Annotated in this window: 12 protein-coding genes and 1 pseudogene; 9 read left to right on the forward strand and 4 right to left on the reverse strand. The window is 63.8% G+C overall.

What is annotated here, in order from left to right:
- Positions 1–49 precede the first annotated feature (49 nt).
- Positions 50–610, forward strand: coding sequence for a 16S rRNA (guanine(966)-N(2))-methyltransferase RsmD (gene rsmD, locus MOV61_RS24325; protein WP_038540301.1), 561 nt, complete (start codon positions 50–52; stop codon positions 608–610).
- Positions 611–620: 10 nt separating this feature from the next.
- Positions 621–1,502 (forward strand): patatin-like phospholipase family protein, encoded by an 882-nt coding sequence (locus MOV61_RS24330; RefSeq protein WP_038540304.1) that lies wholly within the window; start codon positions 621–623, stop codon positions 1,500–1,502.
- 12 nt (positions 1,503–1,514) lie between these two features.
- Here MOV61_RS24330 and MOV61_RS24335 read toward each other — a convergent pair whose 3' ends face one another.
- A complete protein-coding gene (locus tag MOV61_RS24335) occupies positions 1,515–2,120 on the reverse strand; it encodes an NAD(P)H-dependent oxidoreductase (protein WP_247138436.1) in 606 nt (201 codons plus the stop codon).
- Between the two features lie 79 nt (positions 2,121–2,199).
- Between MOV61_RS24335 and MOV61_RS24340 the strand changes: the two genes are divergently transcribed.
- Positions 2,200–2,820 carry a TetR/AcrR family transcriptional regulator gene (locus tag MOV61_RS24340; RefSeq protein WP_247138437.1) on the forward strand — a complete coding sequence of 207 codons (621 nt, stop codon included), beginning with the start codon at positions 2,200–2,202 and terminating at the stop codon, positions 2,818–2,820.
- Here MOV61_RS24340 and MOV61_RS24345 read toward each other — a convergent pair.
- Positions 2,817–4,628, reverse strand: a complete 1,812-nt coding sequence (locus MOV61_RS24345) for a monovalent cation:proton antiporter-2 (CPA2) family protein (protein ID WP_247138438.1) — start codon at positions 4,626–4,628, stop codon at positions 2,817–2,819. The two genes, MOV61_RS24340 and MOV61_RS24345, sit on opposite strands and share 4 nt — an antisense overlap.
- A 104-nt stretch (positions 4,629–4,732) precedes the next feature.
- On the opposite strand from MOV61_RS24345, the gene MOV61_RS24350 reads away from it, so the two are divergent.
- The 6 genes from MOV61_RS24350 (at position 4,733) to lpxK (ending at position 10,543) form a co-directional block, all read left to right on the forward strand.
- Complete coding sequence (locus MOV61_RS24350; protein ID WP_247138439.1) at positions 4,733–6,079, forward strand: TldD/PmbA family protein; 1,347 nt, start codon at positions 4,733–4,735, stop codon at positions 6,077–6,079.
- 5 nt (positions 6,080–6,084) lie between these two features.
- A complete protein-coding gene (locus MOV61_RS24355) occupies positions 6,085–6,888 on the forward strand; it encodes a 3'(2'),5'-bisphosphate nucleotidase CysQ (protein WP_247138440.1) in 804 nt (267 codons plus the stop codon).
- A 61-nt stretch (positions 6,889–6,949) separates the two neighbouring features.
- Complete coding sequence (locus tag MOV61_RS24360; protein WP_247138441.1) at positions 6,950–7,192, forward strand: DUF4170 domain-containing protein; 243 nt, start codon at positions 6,950–6,952, stop codon at positions 7,190–7,192.
- Between the two features lie 169 nt (positions 7,193–7,361).
- Positions 7,362–8,681, forward strand: a complete 1,320-nt coding sequence (waaA, locus tag MOV61_RS24365) for a lipid IV(A) 3-deoxy-D-manno-octulosonic acid transferase (protein WP_038548783.1) — start codon at positions 7,362–7,364, stop codon at positions 8,679–8,681.
- Complete coding sequence (locus MOV61_RS24370; RefSeq protein ID WP_247138442.1) at positions 8,678–9,406, forward strand: HAD family hydrolase; 729 nt, start codon at positions 8,678–8,680, stop codon at positions 9,404–9,406. The genes waaA and MOV61_RS24370 overlap by 4 nt, the downstream gene beginning before the upstream one ends.
- A gap of 90 nt (positions 9,407–9,496) precedes the next feature.
- A complete protein-coding gene (gene lpxK / locus MOV61_RS24375) occupies positions 9,497–10,543 on the forward strand; it encodes a tetraacyldisaccharide 4'-kinase (protein ID WP_247138443.1) in 1,047 nt (348 codons plus the stop codon).
- On the opposite strand, the gene MOV61_RS24380 is transcribed toward lpxK, so the two are convergent.
- The gene (locus tag MOV61_RS24380; protein WP_247138444.1) at positions 10,540–10,773 is read right to left on the reverse strand and encodes a DUF2093 domain-containing protein; all 234 of its coding nucleotides are present in this window, start codon (positions 10,771–10,773) and stop codon (positions 10,540–10,542) included. The two genes, lpxK and MOV61_RS24380, sit on opposite strands and share 4 nt — an antisense overlap.
- A gap of 66 nt (positions 10,774–10,839) precedes the next feature.
- Positions 10,840–11,522 (reverse strand): annotated as a pseudogene (locus MOV61_RS24385) (DNA mismatch repair protein MutL); the annotation flags it as partial.

Consider the following 11,522-nt stretch of genomic DNA (forward strand, 5'->3'; position numbering starts at 1 on the left):
CGGACGCCCGGCCGGCGGCAAGCCGCGCACGCCGAGAGGGTAACGCGCAGTGCGGATCGTCGGTGGTGAATTTCGCGGCCGGTCTCTGGCCACGCCCAAAACGAGCGATATCCGGCCGACCATCGACCGGACGCGCGAAAGCCTGTTCAACATCATCGGCCACGTCTATCCGCAGGCGCTGGACGGCGGCCGGGTGATCGACCTCTTCGCAGGTACCGGCGCCGTCGGGCTGGAGGCACTGTCGCGCGGCTGCAAGAGCGCTCTCTTCGTCGAGAACGGCGTCGAAGGCAGGGGCCTGTTGTGGGAGAATATCGACAGTCTCGGCCTGCACGGCCGGGCGCGCATCCTGCGACGTGATGCGACCAAACTCGGCACGGCCAACAATATCGAGCCGTTTCATTTCCTGTTCGCCGATCCGCCCTATGGCCAGGGCCTCGGCGAAGGCGCCATGCTTTCGGCCCATGTGGGCGGCTGGCTCGCACCCGGAGCCCTTGCCATTCTGGAGGAGCGGGCCGACATCAATCCTGCCGTTGATGCCGCGTTCAAGCTTCTGGAGAGCCGCACATTCGGCGATACCCGCATGGATTTTTTCCGCTACCAGCCGACCTGAGGTCAGAGGAATGAATACGAGGCTTGCAGTTCCCGATCTCGAAGCCGTTGGAGCCAAGGGCGGCCTGACGTTTGCCATCGCTCTCGGCGGCGGCGGGGCGCGGGGCATCTCGCATATCCAGGTCATCGAGGCGCTCGACGAACTCGGCATACGGCCGGTGGCGATTTCCGGCTCGTCGATCGGCGCGATCATCGGCGCCGGCATGGCGTCGGGCATGACCGGCCGCGAAATCCGCCAATACGCGCTGGAAACGGTCGGCCACCGCGGCACCCTTTTGAACAAGCTCTGGGGTCTCGGCCCGGCCACCATGCGCGACAAGCTCGGCGGTTTCCGTTTCGGCCAGTTCAATCTCGAACTGATCCTCGATGCCTTCCTGCCGCCGCAGGTGCCGGAGGATTTCGCCGATCTCGAAATCCCGATGAAGATCTCCGCCACCGACTATTACGGTCAGGCCGAGGTGATCCTCGAACAGGGCGAGCTGCGTACCGCGATCGCCGCCTCGGCAGCCATTCCAGGCCTGTTCATGCCGGTCCGGGTCAACGGCCGGGTAATGATCGATGGCGGCGTCTTCAATCCCGTCCCCTATGAACAGCTTATGGATGTCGCCGACGTGGTGATTGGCGTCGATGTGGTCGGTGCGCCGGAAGGCGACGGCACCCATGCGCCCAGCCGCATCGACAGCCTGTTCGGCGCCAGCCAGCTGACGATGCAGGCAAGCATCGCGCTCAAGCTGAAGCTCAATCCGCCGCACATCTTCCTTCGGCCGTCGGTCAACCGTTTCCGGGTGCTAGATTTCCTGAAGGCCCGCGACATCCTCGACGAATCCGAACACGTCAAGGACGAGCTGAAGCGCGCCATCGACGCACTGCATGCGGCGGCAGCCGAAGCCTGACGTTTGGGCTGGCTACGCGGCCTCGGTTTTCCGGGCAGCGCTGAAAACATTGCGGCCGATCCTGCGTGCCATCTCCGACGGGAAATCGGGTCTATCCAGCTCTTCTTCCAGGAGAAGCTCGGATGCCATCACCGGCGCGCCGCAGTAATCGAATATCCCGTGATCGATCTGCGTTCTCATCGCGCCGAAATAACCATGCCGCGCATAAGTCCGAATGTCGGCGCCGCCGATCGCGACCAGATGGATGGGAAGGTGGCGAAGTTTCTTCACCACTTTGGTGCCTTGTCCGTCGTCATAGGCCCAGCCGTTTGCGAAGACGCGATCGATCCATCCTTTCATGAGCCCCGGCTTCGACCACCAGTAGACGGGATAGACGAGCACCAGCGCATCGGCACGATCGATCCTCGCCTGTTCGGCCGCGACATCCGCCGGCGGTGGCGCCTCCCTGCGATGCGCCGCAAGATCCGCCTGCGTAAATCTCGGATCGAAGCCCTCCGCTGTAAGGTCGGCAATCTCGAAGGAACCGCCGGACATGGTGACGCCCTCGGCGAGATGGGCGGCGACGTTATGGGTGAGCGATCCGGGTTCGGGATGTGAAACGACGATCAGCGCGTGCATGGCGAAAACTCCTGCTGGCAGATTGAAACTGACGGGCAGTGGTTATATACTTTTAGTAAGTTACTTTTGGTATATAACGATGTCAAGCACCGAAATGAAAGAGCCGGCGCGTCTCCGGCAGCGCCTCTCGCGGCAGGGAAGGCGCCAGCAGTTGATGGAGGTTGCGTGGCGCATCGTCCGGGAGGAGGGCACCGATGCCCTGACGCTTCCCCGGCTGGCGGAGCAGGCGGGCGTCGCAAAGCCCGTCGTCTACGATCATTTCAGCACCCGGCCCGGTCTCCTGGCAGCGCTTTATCAGGATTTCGACAGCCGCCAGACCGCCATCATGGACGCGGCCCTGCAATCGGGCGCCCCGACGCTCGCTGACCGGGCTGCGGTCATCGCCTCCTCCTATGTGGATTGTGTTCTGTTGCAGGGCCGGGAGATACCCGGCGTCATCGCCGCCCTGGCGAGTTCCCCCGAGCTTGAACGGATCAAGCGCGACTACGAGGTTATTTTCATGGAAAAATGCCGGCTTGCGCTTGTCCCGTTCGCGGAAGCCCGCCACATAGCGCTGCCCGGTCTTTGGGCCATGCTCGGTGCAGCCGAAGCGCTGTCCAACGCCGCCGCGAGCGGGGACATCACGGCGACAGAGGCCAAGGACGAGCTTTCCGGGACGATCGTCGCGATGGTCGCAAGAGCAGGCGCCCGCCGGCCCTAGCCGTTCTCCGCCGTCGCCGGCTCCGGGCTCAGTTCGTCGTCGACCACCATCGACCGTTTCGGCTTGATCAACGGTTCCGGCCGGACCGGGCTGTTGAACAGCATTTCGCGACCGGCGCCGAGCCCCTGGACGGCCTGGATCTGCAGCCGCTCCTCGTCGCGCTGGCGGATGTCGTTACCGATCTCCTCGGCGTCGATTTCGCCCATGCCGAGCGCTTCCAGCGTCTTTCTTCCGAACAGCAGGCCGGATTCCAACGTCTCGCGCAGCTCGTATTCGACGTTCCGGTCCCGCAGCGACAGGGAATGGATGCGGTCGTAGGAGCGCACATAGAGGCGCACGTCCGGAAATTCCGAACGGATCAGATCGACGATCTGGTCGGTCGTCTCGCGTTTCTGGGTGGTGACTGCAACGATCTTCGCCTTTTCGATGCCGGATGCGATGAGCACGTCCCGGCGCGTTCCGTCGCCGAAATAGATGCGGAAACCGAAGGAGGCCGCCTGGCGGATACGGTCGGCGGAATCGTCGATGACGGTCACCTCGCGGCCGCCGGCCAGCAGGATCTGCGCGGCGATCTGGCCGAAACGCGAAAATCCGATCATCAGCACGTCGGCGCCGGCACCGTCGAAATCCTCCTCCAGTTCCTCGCGGCTCTCGCCGTTGAGAAGCCGTTTGGAAAGTGCTGCGCCGAAGGGGGTGAGCGCCATCGACAGCGTCACGCCGGCGATCAGCAGCGAGGCGGTGGCCGACGAGAACAGGCCGCTGGCGGTTGCGGTGGTGAACAGCACGAAGCCGAATTCGCCGCCCTGCGGCAGCAGGAAGGCGATTCGCACGGCGTCGTTGTGCGGCGAACCCCAGAGCCGGGAGAGCCCGTAGACGATCAGCGCCTTGAGCGCCATGAAGATCGGCACTGCGGGCAGGATGAAGAAGATGTTGTCGAGGATGACGTGCACTTCCAGCGATAGGCCGACAGCCATGAAGAACAGCGCCAGAAGCAGGCCGCGGAACGGCTCGATGTCCGCCTCCAGCTCATGCCGGTAGGAAGACTCGGCCAGCATCACGCCGGACAGGAAGGCGCCCATGGCCATCGACAGGCCGACCGCCTGCATCGCCGCCGCCGATCCCAGCACCACCAGCAGCGCTGCGGCGATCATCACCTCGCGTGCACCGGTGCGGGCGATGATCTGGAACATCGGCGTCAGGAGATAGCGCCCGGCAATCACCATCGCACCCACGGCCCCGACCGCGGTTGCGAAATCCAGAAGTGGCGAGGCTTCCGTCTCCGTGGTTCCCGGCGCCAGAATGGTGATCAGTGCCAGCAGCGGCACGATGGCGAGATCCTGGAACAGCAGCACCGAAAACGACCGCTGGCCGTGCCGGCTGTTCATCTCGCCGTCGTCGTTGAGGATCTGCAGCGCAAACGCGGTCGAGGACAGTGCCAGGCCGAAGCCGACGATCAGGCTGCCGCGCCAGTCCGCCATATTGCTGAGATACGCCAGCCCGGTGAGCGCGAACCCCGAGATCGCCACCTGTGCCGGACCAAGGCCGAACACGTCGCCGCGCATCTGCCAGAGACGCGAAGGCTTCAGTTCGAGCCCGATGATGAACAGCAGGAAAACGACGCCGAATTCCGCAAAATGCAGCACTTCTTCGGTCTCGACGATCTGCTGCATGATCGGTCCGATGACCACGCCGGCGGCAAGATAACCGAGCACCGTGCCAAGCCCCAGCTTCCTGAATACCGGGGCGGCGATCACCGCGCCGGCAAGCAGGAGAAGCATTTGGGAAAATAGCGAGCCGGGAGCGGTCATGCGGGATACTTTCAGTCTAAGGTGGGATATCAAGAATCGGCGAGCCGCCCTTGATGCTTCTGACAGTGCACAATAAATGGGACGAGAATGAAAGGCTTGCAATCATGACCTCTGAAATCGATTCCGCCGACCTGCTTTCCCGCGCCAGCCAACTGATCGATCTAGCCAAGGCCGCGGGAGCGGATCAGGCGGACGCGGTCGTGGTTCGCTCCCGCTCCCGCTCCGTCAGCGTCCGCCTCGGCAAGGTCGAGGGCACGGAGGCCTCCGAGAGCGACGATTTCTCGCTCCGCGTCTTCGTCGGCCGGCAGGTCGCCAGTGTCTCGGCCAATCCCGGCTTCGACATGAAGATCCTCGCTGAGCGCGCCGTCGCCATGGCCAAGGTCTCTCCCGAAGATCCCTTCGCTTGCCTTGCGGACGAGGCCGATCTCGCCAGATCCTATCCGGACCTCGAGCTTTACGATCCCACTGACATCTCGACCGACGCGCTCCGTGAAGCATCGCTCGAAATGGAACAGGCGGCGCTCGACGTTCAGGGCATCACCAATTCCTCCGGGGCCGGCGCATCGTCGGGCATGGGCGGCCTCGTGCTCGTCACCTCCCACGGCTTTTCCGGCAGCTATATGGCTTCCCGTTTCGGCCGCTCCGTCAGCGTCATTGCCGGCGAAGGCACCAAGATGGAGCGCGACTACGATTTCGACAGCCGCCTTTATGCCGCCGATCTTGACGATCCGAAGCTGATCGGCCGCCGCGCCGGCGAGCGCACCGTCAAGCGCGTCAATCCCCGCCAGGTCGATACCGGCAGCAATGTCACCGTCGTCTTCGACCCGCGCATCGCCCGCGGTTTCGTCGGCCATATCGCCGGCGCCATCAACGGCGCGTCGGTCGCCCGCAAGACCAGCTTCCTGCGCGACAAGATGGGCCAGCAGGTGCTGAAAACCGGGCTCAGCATCACCGACGACCCGCTGATCGTCCGCGGCTCCTCTTCGCGTCCGTTCGATGGCGAGGGTGTGTCCGGCGAACGCATGGTGATGATCGAGGATGGTGTCCTGAACCACTGGTTCCTGTCGACCTCGACGGCGCGCGAGCTCGGGCTTGTCACCAACGGCCGCGGCGTCCGCGGCGGCACGGCGGTCTCGCCCGCCTCCACCAATCTGGCGCTGGAGCCCGGCGACATCTCGCCAGAGGATCTGATCAGGTCGATCGGCAACGGTTTCTACATCACCGAACTGATCGGCCAGGGCGTCAACATGATCACCGGCGAATACTCGCGCGGCGCGACCGGCTTCTGGATCGAGAATGGCGAACTCGCCTATCCCGTTTCGGAAGTGACGATCGCTTCCAACCTCAAGGACATGTTCATGCGTCTGACGCCGGCCAACGACATCGACCGAAAGTTCGGCGTCGCCTCCCCGACCATCGCCATCGAGGGCATGACGCTGGCGGGACGCTGATCCCGATGGCGGAAGTGCAGGACTGGGAGCAGGACCTCGAACTTATTCTCGACGCGGCGCGCCAGGCCGGCGAGATCGCCTGTGGCTTTTTCGGCCGCTCGCCGGAAGTCTGGTGGAAGAACGAGGGCAGGTCTCCGGTCAGCGCCGCCGATTTTGCCGCCAACGACCGGCTGCTGAACGTGCTCCTGGCGGCTCGGCCGGCCTACGGATGGCTCTCCGAGGAGACCGACGACGAGGTCGGCCGGCTTGACCGCGACACGCTTTTCGTCGTCGACCCGATCGACGGCACCCGCGCCTTCATCAACGGCGAAAAGACCTGGTGCGTCTCGGTTGCCGTCGTGCATCGCGGCCAGCCGGTTGCCGGGGTCCTGGTCGCGCCGGCGCTCGACGAGGAATTCTGTGCGGTGAAGGACGGCCCGGCGCTGAAGAACGGCCAGCCGATTGCCGTCACCGCCGGCCGCAGCAATGGCGAATTGGTGATCGCCGCCGACGAGAACCTCGTCAAGAAATTCGAGCCAGAGTTTCGCCACGAAGTCCGCCGGGTGCGGCACGTGCCGTCGCTCGCATACAGGCTCGCCATGATCGCCGACGGCAGCATCGACGGCACGGTCGTCAAGCGCGCCTCCCACGACTGGGATCTGGCGGCTGCCGATCTTATCCTCGAACGGGCAGGCGGGCGCCTCATCGATCTTGCGGGCAACCGGCTCGTCTATAACCGCGAGAGCGTTGTCCACGAAATGCTGGCTGCCGGCGCCGAACATGCGCTCCGCAGCCTCTTGCCCCAGCTTGCCGGCCTTGCTCCGGGTTGACCTTTCCTTTGGAATGCAGCACAGGAAGAGCCGGGGGAGCTGGAACGGACGGATACGGACAATGACGGACACGGGCGAAAAGAAACAACTTCTGCATCTGGTCTTCGGCGGCGAATTGCAGAGCTTGGAAGGTCTTCAATTCAAGGATCTTTCCGCGCTTGATATCGTCGGCATCTATCCCGATTACGCAAGCGCGCTCGTCGCCTGGCGGGGCAAGGCGCAGCAGACGGTCGACAACGCTCATATGCGTTATTTCATCGTCCATATGCACCGCTTGCTCGATCCTGATACTAAGTCGGCTTGAGATAAGCCTCGCGTTTTACAATGTGCTCGCAATGCTGGTCCCTCGCCTGGTATCGATCCCGGGGACCCTTTTTTGACGCATTTGTAAAACACAAAAAACTGGGCTACGGATGAGCAATCGGAGGGTCTATCACATTGATGGCGGCCATCACGCATCGGGGGCAAACGCGGTGAGCAAGATTTCTGCGCGCCTGGCTCTCGCTGGCTACCGGGCGGCCGGTATTACGCTTTATCCGTTAGTCGGACCTTACCTTGCCTATCGGGCCATGAAGGGCAAGGAAGACAGGACCCGCAAGCTGGAACGGCTCGGTTATGCAAGCCTTGCCAGGCCCCGCGGGCCGCTGATCTGGGTGCACGCGGCAAGCGTCGGGGAAACCATCGCTATCATGCCGATGATCCGCGAGCTGCGGCGCCGCGAAGTCCACATCCTTCTGACGACGGGCACCGTGACGTCGGCAAATCTCGTCCGGTCACGGCTGGCCGACGAGGTGATCCATCAATATGTGCCGCTCGACCTGAAATTCCCGATCAAACGCTTCATCGCCTATTGGAAGCCGGATGCCTGCATCACGGCGGAGTCGGAGATCTGGCCGACGACGATCGCCGAACTCGCCCGCCGCCGCATTCCGCAGATCCGCGTTAATGCCCGCATCTCCGACCGGTCCTTCGATCGCTGGCGCAACCGCAGCTCGATCGCGGAGGCCATTTTCGGCAGGATGGCGCTGGTCATCGCCCAGTCGGATCTGGATGCTGAACGCTTCCGCGATCTCGGCGCCTGGCCTGTCATCACATCCGGCAACCTGAAGAGCGACACCGACCCGCCGCCCTGCGACGAGGCGCTGCTTGCAAGTTATCGCAAGCAAATCGGCAACCGCCGGACCTGGGCGGCGATCTCGACCTTCGACGGAGAGGAAAAGGCGGCGGCGACCGTGCACAAGGCACTGAAGCCGAAAAACGGCCAGCTGACCATTCTCGTGCCGCGCCACCCGGATCGCGCCGACGCGGTCGAGGAAATGCTGAAGGAAGCAGGCCTGACCGTGGCGCGCCGCTCGCGCAACGACGTGGTGACGCCGGAGACCGACGTGTTTCTCGGCGACTCCATCGGCGAAATGGGGCTTTACCTGCGTTTGACCGAAATCGCCTTCGTCGGCAGGTCGCTGACCAACGAAGGCGGGCAGAACCCGCTGGAGCCGGCCATGCTTGGCTGCGCCGTGCTTTCCGGCCCGCACGTCCAGAATTTCCGCGACGCCTATCAGCATCTGGTGCGCAAGGGTGCCGCCCGCATCGTCAAAGATGTCGAGATGCTGGCAAAGGCCGTCCATTACCTGATGATCAACGACCTCGCCCGCGTCAAGATGATCGATTCCGGCCATGACGCGATGGAAGAGATGCGCGGTGCCCTGTCGAAGACGATCAAGGCGCTGGAGCCCTACGTCAATCCGCTGACGGTGAGCGCAAGGTTGCAGCCGAAAGCCGCCGCCGTTCGATGACCCCGGAAAAGCTCGCACACATCGCCGGCATCCTGTTCGACAAGGATGGCACGTTGTTGCTCTATGACGAAAGCTGGGGACCGGTGAACCGCGAGGCTGCCCGGATCGCTTCCGCCGGCGATACCGAACTCGAGCCGCAGCTTCTGTTTTCCGGCGGCATGGACCCGGTATCCGGCCACACCCGCCCGGACAGCCTGCTGGCCGCCGGCAATGCCGCGGAAATCGCTGCCGGCTTCGTCGCCGCCGGCTCACCGATTGACGTTGCCGAACTCACCCGACTGCTCGACGACCTCTTCATCCGTTCGGCCGAATTTTCGGTGCCGGTCACCGATCTGGCGGCACTGTTTGCCAAGCTCAAGGCGCGGGGCTTCAAACTCGGCATCGCCTCCAGCGACAACGAACAGGCGATCCGCCAGACCGCCATCCGCTTCGGCATCATCGATCATGTGGATTTCGTCGCCGGCTACGACAGCGGTCATGGCGTGAAGCCGGGGCCCGGCATGGTGCTCGGCTTCTGCCATGCCACCGGGCTCGATCCCGCCGAAGTCGCCATGGTCGGCGACAACAATCACGACATGCATATGGGTGCGAGCGCTGGCGTTGGCCTGAAGGTCGCGGTGCTGACCGGCACCGGCTCCCGCGAGACGCTGTCGGCCTCGGCGGATATCTGCCTTGCCGACATCACCGCGCTCATGGACCTTCTGCCGGAAAAGCTTCACGCCTGAAGCGGGCTTTGGTTTCAAGGACTTGCCTTTTTTCAAAAAGTGCCATTTTGTTCGCGGGCTGTTTCAGGATGGATCAGCCGGAGTTTGGGTATGGTATCGGAAGCACCGCCATTCTGGTGGACGAAAGCGGATTGGCGTGCCTGGGGCCTTGCCCCCGTTTCTTTTCTTTATGGCCGGATCGCCGGCCGGCGCATGGCCAAAGCCAAGCGCGCCAGCATTCCCGTGCCGGTTATCTGTGTCGGCAATTTTACGGTCGGCGGCGCCGGCAAGACCCCGACCGCCATCACCCTTGCCCGAGCGGCAAAAGAAAAGGGCCTGAAGCCCGGTTTCCTCAGCCGCGGTTACGGCGGTTCGCTTGACGTCACGACCGTTGTCGACCCCGAACACCACCGGGCCGAGGCGGTCGGTGACGAGGCGCTGCTGCTCTGCCGCGAGACGCTGACGGTGATTTCCCGCACCCGCGTCGAGGGCGCTCATCGACTGGTCGCCGAGGGCGCCGACCTGATCATCATGGACGACGGTTTTCAGAGCGCCCGCCTGGCGCTGGATTTCGCCCTCGTCGTCATCGATACGGTGCGCGGCATCGGCAACGGCCATCTCGTGCCGGGCGGCCCGGTGAGGGCGCCGATTTCCGAGCAGATGCGCCAGCTCTCGGCCATCCTCAAGGTCGGCAACGGCGAGGCTGCCGACAAGCTGGTGCGCCAGGCTGCCCGCGCTGGCAAGCAGGTCTATGTCGCGGCGCTGAAGCCGCGAGAAAATCGCGAGATCGCCGGCAAGTCGCTGTTTGCCTTCGCCGGCATCGCCGATCCGGAAAAGTTCTATCGCACCGTCAGAGAAGTCGGCGGATTGGTCGTGGAAAAACGCGCCTTCCCGGACCACCATTATTTCAGTGAGGACGAGATTTCGGACCTGCTGGACGATGCGGCGAAAGACAACCTGACGCTCGTCACCACAGCCAAGGATGCGGTGCGGCTGCAGGGCCATCACGGACGCATGGAGGAACTGGCGAAAAAGGTGAGCGTCGTCGAAGTCGACATGGCATTCGACGATCCGCAGGCGCCGGGCAAGATCATCGATACGGCGATTGCCAATTTCCGGGAGCGGCGCATCCGGGAAGGAAACGTCGCGAAGGCCTAGCCGCGGCTCTGGTTCGGCAGCGCACCGGCGCGTTTGTCGGCTTCCAGCGAGGAGGCGCAATCGACATAGGGCTCCTGCCGCGCGACGCTCCAGTAACGCAACTCGTCGATCGGGATCTGCGCGCCGGTCATGGCGCATATGACATAGGAGCCGGCGGTCAGGATCTGGTAGTCGCCGTCGAGATAGCGGATCTTCGCTTCGCGGAATCCGCTTCCCTCGAACCGGTTCATCTGTCGTCTCCTGCGGAAAAACATGGCGCCTGCTCTATCCCGATTGTCGCTGAATTGCCAGCTTTTTCAGCTTCGGCCGAAGAGCCGCTCGATGTCGGAAAGCTTGAGTTCGATATAGGTCGGACGTCCGTGGTTACAGGTGCCGGAGCCGGGTGTCGCTTCCATCTCCCGCAAAAGCGCGTTCATCTCCTCCGGCCTCAGCCGCCGGCCGGAACGTACTGAACCGTGGCAGGCCATGGTGGCGGCGACATATTCGAGCTTGCCGCGCAGGCCCCCGGCGGTGTTCCATTCGCCGATCTCGTCGGCGAGGTCGCGGACCATCGAGGCCGCATCGACTTCGCCGAGCATGGCGGGCGTCTCGCGCACCGCGACGGCACCGGGGCCGAAACGCTCGATCGCCAGACCCAGCCGGTCGAGTTCCGTCGCATTCGCCATCAACCGGTCGCAGTCTTCCTCGGGCAGGTCGATGATCTCGGGAATCAAGAGCACCTGGCTCGCCAGCCGCTTGTTGTCGAGCGCCTTGCGCATCGCCTCGAACACCAGCCGTTCATGAGCGGCATGCTGGTCGACGATGACCAGCCCGTCTTCGGTCTGCGCCACGATATAGTTTTCGTGGACCTGCGCGCGGGCGGCACCCAGGCGATAGCGCGGCGCGTCTTCGGCAGCGCTCCTCGGAGCGGCTTCCGCGATCACCGTATCGGCACGCGCAGCCGGCATGGTCAGCACGTCGAAACCGGATTGCGCCGGTT

It is taken from the genome of Neorhizobium sp. BETTINA12A (genome assembly GCF_023006485.1).
GTDB lineage: Bacteria > Pseudomonadota > Alphaproteobacteria > Rhizobiales > Rhizobiaceae > Neorhizobium.

What these genes read in the sequence shown, in the direction of transcription:
- MOV61_RS24330 (WP_038540304.1), top strand. Translation starts at nt 621, where the DNA reads ATGAATACGAGGCTTGCAGTTCCCGATCTCGAAGCCGTTGGAGCCAAG.
- MOV61_RS24335 (WP_247138436.1), bottom strand. Translation starts at nt 2,120, where the DNA reads ATGCACGCGCTGATCGTCGTTTCACATCCCGAACCCGGATCGCTCACC.
- MOV61_RS24340 (WP_247138437.1), top strand. Translation starts at nt 2,200, where the DNA reads ATGTCAAGCACCGAAATGAAAGAGCCGGCGCGTCTCCGGCAGCGCCTC.
- MOV61_RS24345 (WP_247138438.1), bottom strand. Translation starts at nt 4,628, where the DNA reads ATGACCGCTCCCGGCTCGCTATTTTCCCAAATGCTTCTCCTGCTTGCC.
- MOV61_RS24350 (WP_247138439.1), top strand. Translation starts at nt 4,733, where the DNA reads ATGACCTCTGAAATCGATTCCGCCGACCTGCTTTCCCGCGCCAGCCAA.
- MOV61_RS24355 (WP_247138440.1), top strand. Translation starts at nt 6,085, where the DNA reads ATGGCGGAAGTGCAGGACTGGGAGCAGGACCTCGAACTTATTCTCGAC.
- MOV61_RS24360 (WP_247138441.1), top strand. Translation starts at nt 6,950, where the DNA reads ATGACGGACACGGGCGAAAAGAAACAACTTCTGCATCTGGTCTTCGGC.
- MOV61_RS24370 (WP_247138442.1), top strand. Translation starts at nt 8,678, where the DNA reads ATGACCCCGGAAAAGCTCGCACACATCGCCGGCATCCTGTTCGACAAG.
- lpxK (WP_247138443.1), top strand. Translation starts at nt 9,497, where the DNA reads ATGGTATCGGAAGCACCGCCATTCTGGTGGACGAAAGCGGATTGGCGT.
- MOV61_RS24380 (WP_247138444.1), bottom strand. Translation starts at nt 10,773, where the DNA reads ATGAACCGGTTCGAGGGAAGCGGATTCCGCGAAGCGAAGATCCGCTAT.